Origin of the sequence: Mesorhizobium sp. B4-1-4, assembly GCF_006439395.2 — a bacterium.
Taxonomy (GTDB): domain Bacteria; phylum Pseudomonadota; class Alphaproteobacteria; order Rhizobiales; family Rhizobiaceae; genus Mesorhizobium.
Map to the genome: position 1 here is coordinate 2455860 of NZ_CP083950.1, position 17305 is coordinate 2473164.

Here is a 17305-nt window from a genome sequence, read left to right on the forward strand (position 1 = left end):
CGCCCGCTGTCACGCCAGCATCATGTTCACCCCTTAGATCGCTTCCGGGGAGGCGCGCGCGGCATCATCGATGTGGCACCTCTTTCCGTTTTCGTCGTTCAGCCGCTCCGGCATGCTTCGTCACAAAGAGGATTGTCCATGAAACACCCGCACCGAACCGCGTCGCTCGCCGTCGCGCTGGCCTTGTTCACCGCCCTCACGCCGGCGCTCGCCGATACCACCGCGACCGTCGGCGGCACCAGCTTCGTCAACAAGGGCATGGTCGGCGTCGGCCGCATCCCGGCCGCGCAGCGCGACAAGTTCGGCGAGACGTTCGGCTCGGGCTCGGGCATGGCGATCGACACGTCAGGCTGGACGCATGACGCGGCCGGCTACAAGGGTTCGCTCTGGTTGCTGCCGGATCGCGGCTACAACGTCGCCGGCACGACCGACTATCGTGCGCGTGTCAACACTGTCGGCATCGAGTTCTCACCTATCGCGCCGGGCGCGGCACCCGCCGCCGGCCAGGAGCAGACCGCCGTCAAGGCAACGCTTGCCGACACGATGCTGCTCACCGACGACAAGGGCGCCGACACCACCGGCCTCGATCCGCTGTCGGATGTGCGCCCGGCCGCCGGCGACATGCCGATGCTGCCTGTCGCTACCAACGGCAAGCTCGCCCTCGACAACGAGGCGATCGTGCGGCTTCCCGATGGCTCGATGTTCATCTCCGACGAATATGGCCCGAACATCTACCGCTTCTCGGCGCAAGGCCGCCTGATGTCCGCGACTCAGCCGCCCGCCGCCCTCGTGCCGATGCGCAAGGGCGCGCCGAATTTCTCCTCGGACAATCCAGGTCCGGGCGCTGCCGATCCTGATCCGAAGGATCCCGAGACCGGCCGCCAGAACAATCAGGGCCTGGAGGGCATGGCGATGACGCCGGACGGCAAGTTCCTGATCGCGGTGCTGCAGTCGGCGCCCCGGCAGGATGGTGGCGATTCCCCTTCGACGCGGCAGAACACACGGGCACTGGTCTATGACGCCTCCGACCAGGGCCGCCTCAAGCTCGCCCACGAATATGTCGTGCCGCTGCCGGTGTTCAAGGATGCCAAGGGCAAGACCAAGGTCGCCGCGCAAAGCGAGATCGTGGCATTGTCGGACACGGCGTTCCTGATGCTGGCCCGCGACAGCGGCAACGGCCAGGGGCTGGCAAAAGGTGACGCCTCGCTCTACCGCCGGATCAATGTCGTCGATGTCTCCGCTGCGACCGATATCGCCGGCGGCGGCTTCGATGCCGCCGACAAGCCGGTGGCGCCCAAGGGCGTGCTCGATCCGTCGGTGACACCGGCCAAGCTGACGCCGTTCATCGACATCAACGACGCTGCCGAGCTCGGCCGTTTCGGCCTGCACAATGGCGGGGCGAAGGACCACAACGAGCTTTCCGAGAAATGGGAAGCAATGTCGCTTGCCAGCGTGCTCGATCCGAAGCTGCCCGACGACTATTTCCTGTTCGTCGCCAATGACAACGACTTCCTGACCCAGGACGGCTTCCAGGTCGGCGCATCCTACAAGGCCGACGATGGCGCCGATGTCGACACCATGTTCCTGATCTATCAGGTCACAATTCCGGGTCTCGCAAAGAAGTAATGCCGCATGCGGGCGGGCGCGCCGAGCGCGTCCGCCCGCAGATCGTAAAGACCCGACTCAACATCTCCGCCTCGCTTGGCGGCACGGGCTCGACCACGCCGGCTATGGAATCCAATCCGACGTGCCGTGCGGTCGCGCGTGTCGTTTGCGGCGCGGACGCGGGCCGGGCGGCAAGCCGTCCTGGACTTGCCAGTTCCAGCCGACGCTGTATCTGTTCAGGCGGCAGTGTCCAGACCGGCCATCTCTTCACCGGCTGGACCACGGCCTGGACGCTTCACATCGACCTGTCCGGTTCAATCTGCAATCATCGCAACCGGGTTCAAACAGGTCTTCACCGAGTTGCCAGCCATGGACGAAAAAATGCCCTCACGCCGGCGCACCGGCGACCTGACCAGCGGCCCGATCCCGCGGACGCTCCTGCTGTTCGCCTTGCCGGTGCTCGGCGCCAACGTGCTGCAATCCCTCAATGGGTCGATCAACGCCGTCTGGGTTGGCCGCTTTCTCGGTGAATCGGCGCTGACCGCCACGTCAAACGCCAACCTCGTCCTGTTCCTGATCCTTGGCACCGTGTTCGGCATCGGCATGGCGGCCACCATCCTGGTGGCGCAGTCGGTCGGCGCGCGTGACCTGCCCGAGGCGCGCCGCATCGTCGGCACAAGCGCCACGTTCTTCTTCCTCATATCGGTGGTCTTCGCGGTATGCGGCTGGATCTGGGTCGACGCCATTTTGCGCACGCTCGGCACTCCCGCCGACGCGCTTCCGCTGGCGCGTTCCTATCTGCGCATCATCTTCATCGCCGTGCCGATGATGAACCTTCTGTCCTTCGTCATGACCGTGCTGCGTGGGGCCGGCGATTCGCGCACGCCCTTCATCTTCATGGCGCTGGCGGTCGTTCTCGACATTGTGCTCAATCCCCTGCTCATCCGCGGTATCGGCCCGTTTCCCGAACTCGGCATCGCCGGATCGGCGACCTCGACGCTGATCGGCCAGACGGTGAGCGTGATCGCCATCCTTGTCGTGCTCTACGCCCGCAAGCATCCGCTGCGGCTGGCCGGCGCCAACCTCGCCCTGCTGCGGCCCGACCCCACCCTATTGCGCATCGTCGTCTTCAAGGGCGTGCCGATGGGCTTGCAGATGATCGTCATCTCGGCGGCCGCGCTGACCGTGATGGGCATCGTCAATTCATACGGGTCGCAGGTCGCCGCGGCGTATGGCATCGCCGCGCAGCTGTGGACTTACATCCAGATGCCGGCGCTCGCCATCGGCGCCGCGGTCTCCTCCATGGCGGCGCAGAATGTCGGCGCCGGCCGCTGGGACCGGATCGGCCGCGTCGCTGCCTCCGGCGTCGGCTTCAACCTCGTCCTGACCGGCGCCCTGGTCGCGCTGCTTTGGGTTTTCGACCGCTCGATCCTCAGCCTGTTCCTGAGCAGCGACAGCGCGGCGATCGACATTGCCGCCCACATCAACAATGTCGCGTCCTGGTCGTTCATCCTGTTCGGCGTCACCATCGTTCTGTTCGCGACGGTGCGCGCCACCGGTGCCGTGATGCCGCCATTGGTCATCCTGGTGATCTCGGTGTTGGTCGTGCGCACCGGCTTTGCCTATTTCATGCGCGGTGTGATCGGCGAGGAGGCGCTGTGGTGGAGTTTCCCGGCGGGTTCGATCACCTCGCTGGTTCTGGCCGCGGCCTATTACCGCTTTGGTGGCTGGCGCACCGTCCATATGATCGAGAACAGGCCGGCAGCGGGCGAGCCGCCGGACACCGGGCTTGGCATACCGCGCCAGCGCGCCAACATGGCGCCTGAGACGCCGAACGGCTGAGACCGGGCGCCGCGTGGTCTTACCGGCTGTGCTTCACCCCGAAGGCCAGCGCCACCAGCGCAAACACGATGATGATGCCGGCGAAGGCAAGGCTCGCGGCGACGGAACCGGCATAGGTAGAGACGATGCCGATGCCGATCACGGGCAAGGCGTTGCCGACAAAGCAGCAGATGAAGAAGCTGGAGACGACTTTCGCCCGGCGATCCTTCGGCGCGATCTCGTTCACTACCTGCAGGCCGCCCCGGTAGCCAAGCGCCGCCACGACGCCGCAGCAGGCGGTGGCCACGATCATCAGCGCCATCGAGGCCGATATCTGTGCCGCGACCACCAGCAGGACGCTCGGGATCATCAAGCCCAGCGCGGCCAGCATGGCCCTGTTGCTCTGCACGCGCATCAGCACCACGATGCTGGCCGCCGCGACGATCGCTAGTTCGAAGAACAGCGCACCGGCAACAGCGTGGTTGGCCTCATGAAGCTGCTGCGCCAGGATGCTTGGCGCCACTGCAGCGTAGAAGCCGACCAACGCCATGGCACCAAAGCCGGTAACCGCCGGCGCAACAAAGCGCGCGCGGATTTCCTGCGGCACGGAGAATTGCGGCCGTATGGAAATGCGCCTGAGGCTGCCTGGCTTCGCCACGGTTTCGCGGGTGCGCCAGACCAGGATCGTCACCACTGCAAGCGCCAAGAGATAGGTGACGAAGACGAGGCGCAAAGGCCAAGGCTCATATTGAGCCAACAGTCCCGAGACAAGCGCGCCAAAGCCGAGGCCGAGGAAATTGGTGCTGGTGGCGATCACGCTGGCGCGCGACCTGTCGGCACGGGAGAGAAGTTCAGCAATCCAGGCGGTTCCGGACCCCGCGCCGATACCGATGCCGAGCCCGCTCAGGATGCGCGCTATATCCAGCGAAAGAACATTCTCGGAGAACAGGAAGACGATCGCGCTGACGATGGCAACGATCATCGCCGCGAGAGCGGCGGGCCGGCGTCCGACAACATCCGACACGCCGCCGAACAGCAGCAAGGCTCCTAGGTTTCCCACGACATAGACCGCGTAGATCAACATCAGCGTGATCTGTGAAAAGCCGAATTGCTGCTTGTAGAGGATATAGAGCGGCGTCAGCACCGTGCTGCCGGCAAACAGCACGGCGATCATCGCGGCAACGGTCGGGATGGCAAGAGCGTCGCCGCGAGTTGCCTCTTGCTTATGCGCCAAATCGGGAAAGCCCATGCCAACCTCGTTCCGGTTTGGGGGATCGCGACCCTAACGCGTTTTCATCCGCGGCGTTCCGGCCGGTTGGCGGGCTCCTGACACAACGGGCCGGAAAGCCTGGAGAGGAAAGCACGAACCGAAAAGGACGGACCGGAGCCATTGATCCCGGTCCAATCACGAAGCGGATTTGTGCCGTATATCCGGTGCAACCAGGTCCATTTGCAGGCAAAGCTGGGCGCGATCTTCGGCGCGAGGAAGGCAAGAGCCGGGAGCAGAAAGGTCAACAACCGGCCAATGCCTGTCAGCACCATCGGCGGCCTGGCGCGAAAGTTCCCCTGCCATGGTTGAGGATTTGTCGCATGCCGTTTATCGAACCGGCCAGATGAGCTAACAATTTGCTGTCTTTCGACAATTCCTTTTAGGCAGGGCGGTGATCATGGGCAAAGGCAGGGTCGAGGCATTCACCGACGGCGTGGTGGCCATCATCATCACCATCATGGTGCTGGACCTGAAAGTGCCGGAAGGCGAGGATTTCTCCACCCTGGTGCCACAACTGCCGATCTTCCTCTGCTACGTGCTCTCCTTCGTCAATGTCGGCATCTACTGGAACAACCTGCATAATATGTTCCACACCGTGCAGCGCGTCGATGGTGGCGTGCTGTGGGCAAACCTGCATCTGCTGTTCTGGTTATCCCTGATGCCGGTAACGACGGCTTTCATGGGCGAGAACCATTTCGCCACGGTTCCGGTCGCGGTTTACGGTTTCGACCTTGCAATGTGTGCCGCCGCTTACGGCATCCTGGTCATTACCCTGCATCGGCTGCACGGGCCGGACACCGCCTTCGCCAAGGCGATCGGCCGGGACCGCAAGGGAAGGCTTTCCCTCGCCGTCTACCTCGCGGCGATCGCGCTTACCTTCCTCAACCGGTGGATCGGTGTGGCGCTCTACGTCGCTATCGCCCTGGTGTGGCTTGTACCGGACACGCGTTTTTCGCGCGTTCTCGAAAAATAACACGCAGGCTCATCGCTCGGCGCGATGCCGGACGGAAAACCGCTTCGCACTTTTCCTGGAATGCTTAGCCGCGAATTGCTTAGCCGCGCATCTCTTTCAGTTTTTCCGCCACCGCGGCGGCCAGATCGGCATAGCGCTCCTCCAGCCGTTCCGCGGCCTTGATGATCGAGAAATCATGGCCGAACTTTTCCAGCGCCATGCGCAGTTTCTCGACGAAATCGGCCTGCTTTTCCAGCGCTGAAAACAACGTCTTCACCTGGGCTTCGGTGATGTCGGGGTTGGCCAGCATCTGCGGTACCTCGCGCCCCATCAGTTCGCCGGTGGCGGTCTGCTCCTTCAGAATTGCGACCCAGTCCGTCAATCGAAAATCTCCATTTGCCGGGGCAGCATGCGCAGCCTCGGCCGGCATGGTCAACCCGAACCCTTCTCTCCCGTCGGGGAACGCGCCGCGGTTTGGGGGCAAGGACATGCATGAAAACACCACTTTCAGTGTGCGCCACGGGGCCTTGAGCGCCGCTGCCCGAAGGGCTTGCGCAAGCCCGTCGCGGCGCTAAGTTCGGCGCTATCGAAGAAGGAAGCCATCGCCGATGATCCCCGACACCGAGATTCAGACCGCCCTGCCCGCCCTTGAGCCAGGCAGGACCGCTATCATCACCGGCGCCGCCAGCGGAATTGGTCTCGCGGCCGCCAAGCGGCTGGCGCTGATGGGAATGAAGATCGTGCTCGCCGATATTGGTGGCGCGCGCCTTGACGATGCTTCCCGGGCCATCTCCGCGATCGCCGGCAATGACGCTGTGCTTGCGGTCGCCGCCGATGTTTCGAACGCCGATGAGGTCGATCGTCTAGCCGACCGGGCATTCGGCGCCTTCGGCGACATCTCGCTGCTGATGAACAATGCCGGTGTCGGCGACAACCCCGGAAAGCCCTGGGAAAACCGCGACGCCTGGAAACGGCTGCTCGATATCAATTTCTGGGGCGTCGTGCATGGCGTCGAAGCGTTCGCCCCGCGCATGCTGGCCTCAGGCAGGCCGGGCCTCATCGTCAACACAGGCTCCAAGCAAGGCATCACCACACCACCCGGCAACCTCGCCTACAATGTCTCCAAGGCCGGGGTTAAGACATTCACCGAAGGCCTGGCGCATGCGCTGCGTAACGAGCCCGGTGCCCGTCTGTCGGCCCATCTGCTCATCCCCGGCTTCACCTATACCGGCCTCACCATAGGGGCGACGGAAAAGCCCGCCGGCGCCTGGACAGGCGAACAGGTCGTTGATTTCATGCTGGAATCGCTGGTCCGGGGCGACTTCTACATCCTGTGTCCCGACAACGAGACGGCGCGGCCGCTGGACGAGAAGCGCATGGCATGGGCGGCCGGAGACATCATCGAAAACCGCCCCGCTTTGTCACGCTGGCATCCAAACTACAAGGACGCGTTCGCGGCCTTCATGAAAGACTAAGCTCGAGTCTTTAGGCCGCGCGCTTTTTCGGAGTTCGTTTTTGCGCCACGGCCTTCTTTGCGGCCATGGCGGCGATCTTCTGATCGTGCCGGCGCGCCGCCTGCTCGCACTTGTCGCGGATTTCCTCGACCTCGGATTCCGTCAGGTGCTCGATGCCGATGAAGCGGTTGCGGCCCTCGCTGACCCGGATCAGTTCATCGAGTTTGGCCTGGATCGCCGCGCCGTCCCGATTCTGGGTGTTTTGGATGAGAAACACCATCAGGAAGGTGACGATGGTCGTGCCGGTGTTGATCACCAACTGCCAGGTGTCCGAGAAATTGAACAACGGCCCACTCGCCGCCCAGATGACTACGACCAGGCAGCAGACGGCAAATGTCGGTGACAGGCCGGTTATGTGGGCGACCCGGTTGGCGATCCTGGTGAAGAGCTTTTCCATCTGTGGAGGTCCCTCAATGGCTGCCGCGATGAGAAACAACCGGCGACCGTTCGGGTTCCCGCAGACAATAAATACAACCGCTGCAATTGAATGCACGCAATGCGCGCATACGGTGAAAAACAGACCTTACCGGTTCAATGTCATGGTAACCGTGCAGGCAAAAGTCCCTGTTCCGTCCGCTTCACGGCGGTTTACCTCCAGCCCCTTCCGCCGCGCCACCCCCGCATGGCGGAAGGGGTTTCAGTCCGTGGCGCGGAGCGTGATTTCCCGAAAGCGCCGACCGGCATACAAACAGACGATCACTTCAGGCTCAAACGGCATCGTTTTCCCAGCGATCGAGGAAGGCCTCGATCGGCATTGCCTGGATGTCGGGAACCGCCTTGGCGAGTTTCTCGACCGGCCAGTCCCACCAGGCGAGAGCTTCGATCCGCGCCGCGATTTCAGGAGCGAAGCGCGGCCTGAGCGGCTTCGCCGGCACGCCGGCCACGATCGTGTAGGACGGCACGTCGTGAGTCACCACCGCATTGGCGCCGATGACGGCCCCATTGCCGATGGTGATATCAGGCATGACCACCGCTCCATGGCCGATCCAGACATCGTGGCCGATGGCCACGGCCTTCGCCTGCCGCCGCTCGCGAAATGCGGCATCGACGCCCAACCAGCGAAAATACTCGTTTGGCCGATAGCTGACCTTGTGCTGGGTCAGCCGTTCGATCGGATGCTCCAGCGCATTGATGCGGCTGTTGGCGGCGATCGAGCAGAATTTGCCGATGCTCGTGTAGATCGCCTCCGCATGGCGCTCGAAATAGGAAAAATCCCCCACGCTCACCTCGCGCAGCACCACCCGCTCGCCGATCGAGGTATAGCGGCCAAGCTTGCACGCCTTCAGCTCCGCGGTCGGGTGGATGCGCGGCTCGGGATCTTTCAGGACGAGGTTTTCGGAACGGTCCATGGGCGCGGCTTTACGTCAGAGCAATTGTTCCCGCAAGCGGGACCAATTATCCGTCAAGCCGGTTCCGGGAAAGAGTTCCGATCAGCCTATTTCGGCTTGCCCTTGGTCCACACCACGTTCTGGCCGTAGAGCGGCACCGTCGTGACCGACATCTTCGCGGAGCCGTTCTGCACCTGGCGCGAGTGCGACAGATAGATCAAGGTCTCGTTGGTCTTGTCGTAGATGCGGTTCACCACCTGCTTCTTCCAGATCAGGCTGAGGCCTTGTTTGAACACCTCCTCGCCGCTCTCGCCCATATCGATATCGCCGATGGTGATCGGGCCGGTCTGGCGGCACGAGATCGAGGAATCGCTGGGATCCTCGAACCAGTTGCCCTTGTGCAGCCTATCGACGATGCTTCGGTCGAAATAGGCGACATGGCAGGTCACCCCATCAACCTTGGGGTCCTTGATCGCGTCAATCATAATGTCATTGCCGACCCAGTCGACGCCAACCTTGCCGACTTCCTCGGCAATGGCGCCCCCAGCACCAAGGACAAGGCATGCGGCCAGAGCGCCGCCGATCAGTTTTGGCCCAATCGGTCTTTGCAAGGAAGCCTCCTGCGGTTCGAGTAGCCGGTCTCAGGTGGGGCGAGGTGGGCTGCTTTGCAAGCAGCAACCTCAACACCATATGCGGTTGCGGCAACGCGGCACTTTGCCTGGGCAAGGTCGAACCGCTAAGACTGTCGCACCGGCGCACTGAGCCGGCGCGATGATTTCTGCAGGCGGACTTTTCTGATGATGCGTTCTATCCTGATCGGCATTCTCGTCCTGATGGCGGCCGGCATAGGTTGGCTGACCTTCGACTGGTATCGCGGCCACTATGGCGGCGAACCGTTCGGAGCCCCGTTCACCCTGGTCGACCAGAAAGGCGCGCCGATCACCGAGGCCGCCTTCAGGGGACAGCCGAGCGTCGTCTTCTTCGGCTTCACCCACTGCCCCGAGGTCTGCCCGACCACGCTGTTCGAACTCTCCGGCTGGCTGAAGACGCTCGGTGACGACGGCAAGAACTTGCACGCATATTTCGTCTCGATCGATCCGGCGCGCGACACGCCGCAGGTGATGAACGCCTATGTCAGCAATTTCTCCGACCGTATCACCGGTATCACCGGTGACCCGGACAAGGTCCATGCCATGGCCAAGTCCTTCGGCATCTACTGGAAGAAGGTCGACACCGGCGACGGCGACTACACGATGGACCACACGGCCTCGGTGCTGCTGTTGAATGGCAAGGGAGACTTCGCCGGAACCATCGCCTATGGGGAAAGTGCCGACACCGCCGTTGAGAAGCTGAAGCGTCTTGCCGCCAAGGGCTAGGCTTGATCCCGAAGCGAAGGACCGCGTAAGCGAAAAGCGGAACCCGTTTTCGGACAAGATCAAGCTCAAAGAAGAAACCCAGTCTACATGACTCAGACGCGACTCCATTTCACCACCGGGAAGATCGAGGCTGAACGCATTTTCGCGGCGCTCGAAATGGCCTTCGAGGACGAAGGCCTGCCGATCGCCGTGCTGGAGGTCGACGAAGACCAGGACATCCACGAAGTCTCGCTCTACGCCGACGGCGACGTCGACGCGGTCGAGGCGCGGGTGAAGGACGTTCTGGCCGGCCTCACTCTGTCAAAACCGGTCGAGCGCGAAAAGCTGCCCGACATCGATTGGGTGGCGCGTTCGCTGGAAGGCCTGAAGCCGGTGCGCGCCGGCCGTTTCTTCGTCCACGGCGCGCATGACCGCAGGAAACGCCGCAGCGGCGAACTCGCCATCGAGATCGAGGCAGGCCTTGCCTTCGGCACCGGCCATCACGGCACAACCGCGGGATGCCTCGAAATGCTGGAGAAAGTGGTGCGGCGCGAGCACCCGCGCAACGCGCTCGACCTTGGCACGGGCAGCGCGGTGCTGGCGATCGCCGTCGCCAAGCTGGCGCATATTTCGGTGCTCGCCACCGACATCGATCCGGTGGCGGTGAAGGTCGCCGCCGCCAATGCGCGGCTGAACCACGTCAAGGGGCTCGTCGAAACGGTGACCGCACCGGGCTTTCACCACCCGATCTTCGGCAAGCGTGCACCCTTCGATCTCATCGTCGCCAACATATTGGCACGGCCGCTGATGCGGCTGGCGCCGCAAATGGCCGGGCACATCGCGCTCGGCGGCTCGATCGTGCTGTCAGGCATTCTCGATCGCCAGCGCGACGCCGTCATCTCGGCCTATGTCGGCCAGAACTTCCGCCACGTGCGCACCCTGCACCGCGAAGGCTGGGTGACGATCCACCTTAAGCATTGAGGCCGGCAGGATAGTTGGCCTGCCGTCGACGCCCCAGCGGCCTCACGTCCAACAGCACCATCCGTGCGATCGCGAGCATGGTTGGAAAGCGTGTTTCAGCGGCATCGACCTTCGTGCTGCCACTGGACCAAGCCCGATCGGTTGTCAGCCTGGCGACGCTGTAGCAGTTTGCGCCAGCCGGAAATCGATTCCGATTTCCAGGTCCATAGGCTACGGTCGAACTGACATCAGGAGGCCCATCATGTTCCAGACCTTCGATTCCGCGGGCGATCCGGCGGTCGGCAAGCCGCGCGTGACGCTGCTGCGCCAATGGCTGGCGGCCAATGGCCTGGACGGCTTCATCGTTCCACGCGCCGACGAGCATCAGGGCGAATATGTCGCCGACCGTTCGGCGCGGCTAAAATGGCTGACCGGCTTCAGCGGCTCGGCCGGCGTCGCCATCGTCCTGCGCGACCGCGCCTTCGTCTTTATCGACGGGCGCTACACGCTGCAGGTGCGCAACGAGGTGGACCTCGACATCTTTTCGATCGAAAGCCTCGTCGACAATCCGCCCGCCGTCTGGCTCCGGGACAATATCGGCAAGGGCGCGCGGCTGGGCTTCGATCCATGGCTGCACACGATCAGCGAGGTCAAGGCGCTGCAGGCCTCGGCCGACAAGACGGGCGCCGTGCTGGTGCCACTCGACAGGAACCCGATCGACATCATCTGGAACGACCAGCCCGCCGCGCCTGTGACCCCGGTCGAGCTTCACCCGATCGGCTTTGCCGGCGAGCTCGCCAAGGACAAGCTGGCGCGGCTGGCCACAGCAATCGGCAAGGAGGGCGCCACCCATGCGGTGCTGACCGACCCCTCCTCCATCGCCTGGGCCTTCAATATCCGTGGCGGTGACGTGCCGCACACGCCGCTGGCGCTCGGCTTCGCCATCCTTGCCGCCGATGGATCGCACCAGCTGTTCATGGACAAGCGCAAATTCTCGCGCCAGGTCGCGGCCTATCTCACGCAGCTCGCTGATCCGCATGAGCCCGGCGAATTCGAAGCGGCGATCGTGGCCCTCGCCAAGGGCGGCGCCAAGATCGCGCTCGACCCGGTGCTCGCGGCCGACAGGCTGCGCATGCTGGTCGAGGACAATGGCGGCACGGTGATCGCCGCGCCCGACCCGGCCCGCATCCCGCGCGCCACCAAGAACCAGGCCGAGATCAACGGCTCGCGCGCCGCCCATCGTCGCGACGGTGCCGCGGTGGCCAAGCTCTTGTGCTGGCTGGAGCGCCAGAAACCCGGCTCCCTCGACGAGATCGCCGTTGTCACCAGGCTGGAAGAGACGCGCCGGCAGACCGGCGAGGAGACCCAGATGCCGCTGCGCGACGTCTCCTTCGACACCATTTCCGGCGCCGGCCCCAACGGCGCCATCATGCATTACCGCGTGTCACGCGCCACCAGCCGCAGGCTTGAGGCCGGCGAGCTGTTCCTGCTCGATTCCGGCGCGCAATATCAGGACGGCACCACCGACATCACCCGCACCGTGCCGATCGGCCAGCCAACCGAGGAGATGCGCGAACGCTTCACCCTGGTGCTGAAAGGCATGATCGGCATTTCGACGCTGCGCTTTCCCGCCGGCACGCGTGGCTCGGAAATCGACGCCGTCGCGCGCATGGCGCTGTGGAAGCACGGCTGCGACTTCGCCCATGGCACCGGCCATGGCGTCGGCTCATATCTGGCCGTGCATGAGGGTCCGCAGCGCATTGCGCGCACCGGCACCGAAAAGCTACTCGAGGGCATGATGCTGTCCAACGAGCCCGGTTACTACAAGGAAGGCTCCTACGGCATCCGCATCGAGAACCTGATCCTGGTGACGCCGGCCGAACAGATCGAGGGCGGCGACATTGCCATGCATGGCTTCGAGACGCTGACGCTGGCGCCGATCGATGTAAGGCTGGTGCGGTCGGACCTGCTGACGCGCGAGGAACTGCACTGGCTGGACACCTACCACGCCCGCGTGCTGGCGGAGATCGGACCGATGCTCGACGGCGAAACGCTGGCCTGGCTGCAAAAGGCGACCGCGCCGCTGCCGCATGACGCCAAGATTTGAGGCGGCCGATATTCAGCTTGGAAGGCTGGCGCTGCCCCTCATCCGCCTGCCGGCACCTTCTCCCCGTGTAGTGACGGGGAGAAGGGAGCTGTCGCAACCTTCGCCGCAGCGAGGAAAACTGGCGAAATCGTCGATGACAGCGTCTTTCCCCCCGTCCCTATACGTGGAGAAATGCCCGGCAGGGCAATGAGGGGGCGGCGCCTACGTCGGAAGCATCGCGAGGCAGAGCTCTTATCCGATGAACTGCCGCGCCAGGATCAGCACCGCGGCACCCGCCAGAAACATCGCCATCAGCCCGCCACGCAGCGAAACCGTCGCCGTGACGACCAGCGCCGCCCATTCCGCCGGTCCGGCGTTCAACAGCTCCGGCGCCACCAGCGTCGTCAGCACCGCCGCCGGCACCGCATTGAGGCCGGCTTCCACGCGCGGATGAATGTTTTCGAAGCGGGAGATGACCAGATGCCCGCCGATGCGCGTGAGATAGGTCGCGATTGCGCCGGCGATGATGATCCAGAATGTCGTGCTCATGGCCGCTCTCCCACGCCGCTATGGTGCGGTGGCAGGATGACGGCGAGCAGCACGCCGGCGACGGCGCCGATCGAGACGTGCCAGGGTGAGCCGACCGTCTTGTAGGCGATGATCGAGGCGCAGCCGCTGGCGACGACCACCGGCAGCCATAGCGGCCGCTTGCGAAAACCCATCACGAGGCCAAGAAAATAGATCGGCAGCAGGAAATCGATGCCCAGCGCATGCGTGTCGGGAATGAGCTTGCCGAACACCGCGCCGAGCGCGCTTTCGGTGATCCAGAACAGATAGACCGGCAGGCCGAGCCCCAGATACCAGGCAAAGCCGACGGTCTGCCCCGATTGCGCCCGCGCTTCGGCAACCGCGTATTGCGGATCGGTGAGGATGAAATAGCCGAGCGCCTGCTGGATGACAGGCCAGTGCGCGATGCGCCGGCCGATCCCGGCGGAATAGAGCACGTGGCGGAAGTTGACGGCGAAGATCGAAAGCACGATCAGCCATGGCGCGACATGCTGGCCGAACAGCTGGATGCCCACCATCTGGCTGGCGCCGCCGAACACCAATGCGCTCATCAGGAAGGCTTCGAAAACCGAGAAGCCCTGGTCGACGGCAAGCGCCCCGAACAGCACGGCAAAGGGCGCCGAGGCCATCACGACCGGCATGGACAGCCGCACTCCCTGCCAGAACTCGCTCTTGCCGCCGCTTTCGGAAATAGCGTCCGTCGCCATCGATCACTCCTGATGCATGTCGCCCAAAGTGCGTGGCGGTTTTGGGACAACGGCATGCACAACAACAAGGGGAGTGGCGGTATGTAGGTGGCATGCCCCGCCTTGTCACACGAATTCGCTTGAGCCGAACGATCAGCGGAAATGATCGCCGGATCGCGGTGTCGACTCTTCAATCGTCCGCGATTTTACCCTCGATCGCCCTGCCCCAGTCGAGCAGCGGCTTGGCCCGCAAAGTGAAATCGACGAGTTCCTCGACCAGTTCTGGTCCGTGGATACCAGCCGGATCGATGACGTGGCGAACAACAAAATGCCGGTTGCGGATGGCGGCAACGAGATCTTTGTCCTCGACATGCTCGAAGCCACGCGGCGTGCGTTTCATGCCGCCGTCGGCATCGAGCTCGAGGCCATTCTTGTTCAACGCCTTCACCATGGCGCGAAACCTCTCGGGCCACGTCTCGATGGCCCGGCGCATCGACAACAGCAGCGCCGCTTCCGGCTGCCACCAGGCGACACCGGCAAAGCAACCCTCCAGCCCGATATGGACGTAGAACACGCCTTGCTCCATCTTGCTGCCGTCGGGCGACAGGATCGCCGACAGATGCCGGTTGTAGGGCCGCTTGTCCTTGGCGAAGCGCACGTCGCGGTTGATACGGAACAGCGATTTCTTGCGATCCCCGCGCAGACCGAGCCCGGCTGCCAGGAAACGCTGCGTCAGCGCTTCGACGAGATCGCCCAGGGGATCGCGCAATTCCTTTTCGAACAGCTCGCGGTTCTCCAGGAACCACTCCCGGCTCTGGTGGAAATCGAGCGCCTTCAGGAACGGAATGGCCTTTGGGCCAAATCCTTTGAACTTACTGTCCATCACGCCTTGCCGACCCGCTGCAGCCAGGTGTCCTCGTCGATGACTTTGACACCGAGTTCACTGGCAAGCTTGAGCTTGGAGCCGGCACCCGGTCCCGCCACCACCAGATCGGTCTTGGCCGAGACCGAACCAGCCACCTTGGCGCCGAGCCGTTCGGCCATCGCCTTGGCTTCGGAGCGCGTCATCTTCTCCAACGAACCGGTGAACACGATCGTCTTGCCGGCGACCTCGCTGTCGGCCGAAATCGTGACGATATACGGTTTCGGCTTGACCTGCTCGAGCAGCTTGTCGAGCACGTCGTCATTGCGCTCATTGCCGAAGAAATTGCGCAGCGCATCGATCACCGTATCGCCGATGCCGTTGATCGATGGGAAGACTGTGTGCGGGTCCTCCGCCGCCGCCGTCTCCTTGCCGACGCGGATCAACTCCTCGATCGTCGAGAATGTCCGGGCAAGCACGGCCGCCGTCGTCTCGCCGATGTGGCGGATGCCGAGCGCAAAAATGAAACGATCGAGTTCCGGTTCGCGGCGCGCGTCTATGGCCGCGAACAGCTTGTCGAGACCTTCATAATTGCGGTCCTCGACGCCGCGCACATTCTTGCGCGTCTTGCCGGACGCGGCCTCGCGCTGCCTGGCCTGCTCCTCGCGCCGCTCGGCCAGCGCCCTGGTGACGGCCGGACGGCGATCCCGGAGCGTGAAGATATCGGCGGCTGTCTTGACCAGTCCAGAATTGAAGAACAGGTCGATGTTTTCAGCGCCCAGGCCTTCTATGTCCATGGCGCCGCGCGACACGAAGTGGCGCAGCCCTTCCACGGCCTGCGCTGGGCAGATCAGCTCGCCGGTGCAGCGACGGCGCGAATCCTCCTTGCCGGTCTTCTCGTTGATCTCGCGTGTCGCCGGCGAGCCGCAAACCGGACAGGTATGCGGAAACTCGTAAGGCACCGCATCGGCCGGGCGCTTGTCGATGACGACGCTGACGATCTGCGGAATGACATCCCCGGCCCGCTGGATCACCACCGTATCACCGATGCGTACGTCGATGCCGTCGCGGATCGGCAGGCCATTGCTGTCAAAGCCCTTGATGTAATCCTCATTGTGCAGCGTGACATTCTCGACCACGACACCGCCGACGGTCACAGGTGACAGCCGTGCGACCGGCGCCAGCGTGCCGGTGCGGCCGACCTGGATGTCGATCTTCTCCACCGTCGTCATCGCCTGCTCGGCCGGGAATTTGTGCGCGACGGCCCAGCGCGGCTCACCGGTGACGAAACCCCAGCGGCGCTGCAATTCGAGTTGGTCGACCTTGTAGACGACGCCGTCTATGTCATAGCCCAACGACGAGCGTTGCTCCTCGATCCGGTGATAATGCGCGACCAGTTCCTCGACCGACTTCGCCCGCACCATCAGCGGACTGATCTTGAACCCCCAATCGGCGAATTTCTGGACCGAATCATACTGGGTCGGGGCTGGATCTTCCGTGGTGTAGCCCCATGCATAGGCGAAGAATTTGAGGTTGCGGCTGGCGGTGACGGAAGGATCCTTCTGGCGCAGCGAGCCGGCGGCCGTGTTGCGCGGATTGACATAATCCTGGCCGCCCGCCGCGGCCGAGCGTGCCTTCAGCGCCTCGAATTCGGCATAGGTCATATAGACCTCGCCGCGGATCTCGATGATTTCAGGCCAGCCCGACCCTTTCAACCGCGCTGGAATGTCGGCGATGGTCCTGAGGTTGGCGGTGATGTCCTCGCCCACGGCACCGTCGCCGCGCGTCGCGCCCTGTACGAAGACGCCCTTTTCGTAGCGCAGCGAAGCCGACAGCCCGTCGATCTTCGGCTCGGCGGTGAAGGCGATATCGAGGTCCTTGTCGCGGTCGAAGAACCGCCGGCCGCGCACGATGAAATCGGCGACGTCCTCGTCGGTGTAGGCCTTGGCGAGGCTGAGCATCGGCACGGCGTGGCGCACCTTGGCGAAGCCCTCCGCCGGCGGCGCGCCGACCCTGCGCGACGGCGAATCCTCGCGTATCAGACCGGGAAAACGCTCCTCGATGGCGAGGTTGCGTCGCGTCAGGGCGTCATATTCCGCATCCGTGATGACAGGCGCATCCTCGGTATGGTAGCGCCGGTCGTGCTCGGCGATCTCCGCCGCAAGGCGCTTCAGCTCGGCTTCCGCCTCGCTTTCATCAAGCGAATCGACTGGTTTTTCCGACATGGAAAGCTTCCTTGGACAATGGCACGTCACAATAAATCAGGATTTCGGGAAAATCATTCCTGAACAGCAGGATG

General features: G+C 63.6%; 16 protein-coding genes. 7 read left to right on the forward strand and 9 right to left on the reverse strand.

From position 1 onward, the window contains the following. Positions 1-138 precede the first annotated feature (138 nt). Together FJW03_RS11950 and FJW03_RS11955 are read left to right on the forward strand one after the other, a co-directional pair. Positions 139-1626 carry an esterase-like activity of phytase family protein gene (locus tag FJW03_RS11950; protein ID WP_140765226.1) on the forward strand — a complete coding sequence of 496 codons (1488 nt, stop codon included), beginning with the start codon at positions 139-141 and terminating at the stop codon, positions 1624-1626. A gap of 360 nt (positions 1627-1986) precedes the next feature. After that, positions 1987-3447 (forward strand): MATE family efflux transporter, encoded by a 1461-nt coding sequence (locus tag FJW03_RS11955; RefSeq protein ID WP_226890636.1) that lies wholly within the window; start codon positions 1987-1989, stop codon positions 3445-3447. Positions 3448-3466: 19 nt separating this feature from the next. On the opposite strand, the gene FJW03_RS11960 is transcribed toward FJW03_RS11955, so the two are convergent. Next, the gene (locus FJW03_RS11960; RefSeq protein WP_140765222.1) at positions 3467-4675 is read right to left on the reverse strand and encodes an MFS transporter; all 1209 of its coding nucleotides are present in this window, start codon (positions 4673-4675) and stop codon (positions 3467-3469) included. A 418-nt stretch (positions 4676-5093) separates the two neighbouring features. Between FJW03_RS11960 and FJW03_RS11965 the strand changes: the two genes are divergently transcribed. Continuing rightward, entirely contained in the window at positions 5094-5669 is a 576-nt protein-coding gene (locus FJW03_RS11965; protein WP_140607992.1) for a TMEM175 family protein, read from the forward strand. Positions 5670-5748: 79 nt separating this feature from the next. Here the strand turns inward: FJW03_RS11965 and FJW03_RS11970 are convergent, their stop codons facing one another. Next, a complete protein-coding gene (locus FJW03_RS11970; protein ID WP_140765220.1) occupies positions 5749-6030 on the reverse strand; it encodes a hypothetical protein in 282 nt (93 codons plus the stop codon). A gap of 226 nt (positions 6031-6256) precedes the next feature. Between FJW03_RS11970 and FJW03_RS11975 the strand changes: the two genes are divergently transcribed. Beyond that, positions 6257-7123, forward strand: a complete 867-nt coding sequence (locus FJW03_RS11975; RefSeq protein WP_140607996.1) for an SDR family NAD(P)-dependent oxidoreductase — start codon at positions 6257-6259, stop codon at positions 7121-7123. A 10-nt stretch (positions 7124-7133) separates the two neighbouring features. Here the strand turns inward: FJW03_RS11975 and FJW03_RS11980 are convergent, their stop codons facing one another. The 3 genes from FJW03_RS11980 to FJW03_RS11990 form a co-directional block, all read right to left on the reverse strand. Beyond that, entirely contained in the window at positions 7134-7559 is a 426-nt protein-coding gene (locus tag FJW03_RS11980; RefSeq protein WP_140765218.1) for a low affinity iron permease family protein, read from the reverse strand. Positions 7560-7869: 310 nt separating this feature from the next. Continuing rightward, complete coding sequence (locus FJW03_RS11985) at positions 7870-8511, reverse strand: DapH/DapD/GlmU-related protein (protein WP_140608000.1); 642 nt, start codon at positions 8509-8511, stop codon at positions 7870-7872. 86 nt (positions 8512-8597) lie between these two features. After that, positions 8598-9101: a CreA family protein gene (locus FJW03_RS11990; protein WP_140608002.1), complete on the reverse strand. Its 504-nt coding sequence runs from the start codon at positions 9099-9101 to the stop codon at positions 8598-8600. Positions 9102-9287: 186 nt separating this feature from the next. On the opposite strand from FJW03_RS11990, the gene FJW03_RS11995 reads away from it, so the two are divergent. The 3 genes from FJW03_RS11995 (at position 9288) to FJW03_RS12005 (ending at position 12912) form a co-directional block, all read left to right on the forward strand. Further along, positions 9288-9866 carry an SCO family protein gene (locus tag FJW03_RS11995; protein WP_140608004.1) on the forward strand — a complete coding sequence of 193 codons (579 nt, stop codon included), beginning with the start codon at positions 9288-9290 and terminating at the stop codon, positions 9864-9866. 87 nt (positions 9867-9953) lie between these two features. Next, a complete protein-coding gene (locus FJW03_RS12000) occupies positions 9954-10826 on the forward strand; it encodes a 50S ribosomal protein L11 methyltransferase (RefSeq protein WP_140765216.1) in 873 nt (290 codons plus the stop codon). A gap of 241 nt (positions 10827-11067) precedes the next feature. Continuing rightward, a complete protein-coding gene (locus tag FJW03_RS12005; RefSeq protein ID WP_140765214.1) occupies positions 11068-12912 on the forward strand; it encodes an aminopeptidase P family protein in 1845 nt (614 codons plus the stop codon). A gap of 231 nt (positions 12913-13143) precedes the next feature. On the opposite strand, the gene FJW03_RS12010 is transcribed toward FJW03_RS12005, so the two are convergent. From FJW03_RS12010 to ligA, 4 genes are all read right to left on the reverse strand, one after another. Next, the gene (locus FJW03_RS12010) at positions 13144-13440 is read right to left on the reverse strand and encodes an AzlD family protein (protein WP_140695589.1); all 297 of its coding nucleotides are present in this window, start codon (positions 13438-13440) and stop codon (positions 13144-13146) included. Further along, on the reverse strand, positions 13437-14165 hold the full coding sequence (locus FJW03_RS12015; protein WP_140765212.1) for an AzlC family ABC transporter permease: 729 nt from the start codon (positions 14163-14165) through the stop codon (positions 13437-13439). The genes FJW03_RS12010 and FJW03_RS12015 overlap by 4 nt, the downstream gene beginning before the upstream one ends. A 169-nt stretch (positions 14166-14334) precedes the next feature. Next, on the reverse strand, positions 14335-15027 hold the full coding sequence (locus tag FJW03_RS12020; RefSeq protein WP_140765210.1) for a DUF2461 domain-containing protein: 693 nt from the start codon (positions 15025-15027) through the stop codon (positions 14335-14337). Then, on the reverse strand, positions 15027-17231 hold the full coding sequence (ligA, locus tag FJW03_RS12025) for an NAD-dependent DNA ligase LigA (protein WP_140765208.1): 2205 nt from the start codon (positions 17229-17231) through the stop codon (positions 15027-15029). Before ligA ends, FJW03_RS12020 begins: the two co-directional genes overlap by 1 nt. Between the last annotated feature and the right edge of the window lie 74 nt (positions 17232-17305).

Excerpts from the sequence above, each read along its gene's own strand:
- FJW03_RS11955 (WP_226890636.1), top strand. The coding sequence starts at position 1,987 with ATGCCCTCACGCCGGCGCACCGGCGACCTGACCAGCGGCCCGATCCCG.
- FJW03_RS11975 (WP_140607996.1), top strand. The coding sequence starts at position 6,257 with ATGATCCCCGACACCGAGATTCAGACCGCCCTGCCCGCCCTTGAGCCA.
- FJW03_RS12000 (WP_140765216.1), top strand. The coding sequence starts at position 9,954 with ATGACTCAGACGCGACTCCATTTCACCACCGGGAAGATCGAGGCTGAA.
- FJW03_RS12020 (WP_140765210.1), bottom strand. The coding sequence starts at position 15,027 with ATGGACAGTAAGTTCAAAGGATTTGGCCCAAAGGCCATTCCGTTCCTG.
- FJW03_RS11995 (WP_140608004.1), top strand. The coding sequence starts at position 9,288 with ATGATGCGTTCTATCCTGATCGGCATTCTCGTCCTGATGGCGGCCGGC.
- FJW03_RS12010 (WP_140695589.1), bottom strand. The coding sequence starts at position 13,440 with ATGAGCACGACATTCTGGATCATCATCGCCGGCGCAATCGCGACCTAT.
- FJW03_RS11965 (WP_140607992.1), top strand. The coding sequence starts at position 5,094 with ATGGGCAAAGGCAGGGTCGAGGCATTCACCGACGGCGTGGTGGCCATC.
- FJW03_RS12015 (WP_140765212.1), bottom strand. The coding sequence starts at position 14,165 with ATGGCGACGGACGCTATTTCCGAAAGCGGCGGCAAGAGCGAGTTCTGG.
- FJW03_RS11985 (WP_140608000.1), bottom strand. The coding sequence starts at position 8,511 with ATGGACCGTTCCGAAAACCTCGTCCTGAAAGATCCCGAGCCGCGCATC.
- FJW03_RS11960 (WP_140765222.1), bottom strand. The coding sequence starts at position 4,675 with ATGGGCTTTCCCGATTTGGCGCATAAGCAAGAGGCAACTCGCGGCGAC.
- FJW03_RS12005 (WP_140765214.1), top strand. The coding sequence starts at position 11,068 with ATGTTCCAGACCTTCGATTCCGCGGGCGATCCGGCGGTCGGCAAGCCG.
- FJW03_RS11950 (WP_140765226.1), top strand. The coding sequence starts at position 139 with ATGAAACACCCGCACCGAACCGCGTCGCTCGCCGTCGCGCTGGCCTTG.
- FJW03_RS11980 (WP_140765218.1), bottom strand. The coding sequence starts at position 7,559 with ATGGAAAAGCTCTTCACCAGGATCGCCAACCGGGTCGCCCACATAACC.
- ligA (WP_140765208.1), bottom strand. The coding sequence starts at position 17,231 with ATGTCGGAAAAACCAGTCGATTCGCTTGATGAAAGCGAGGCGGAAGCC.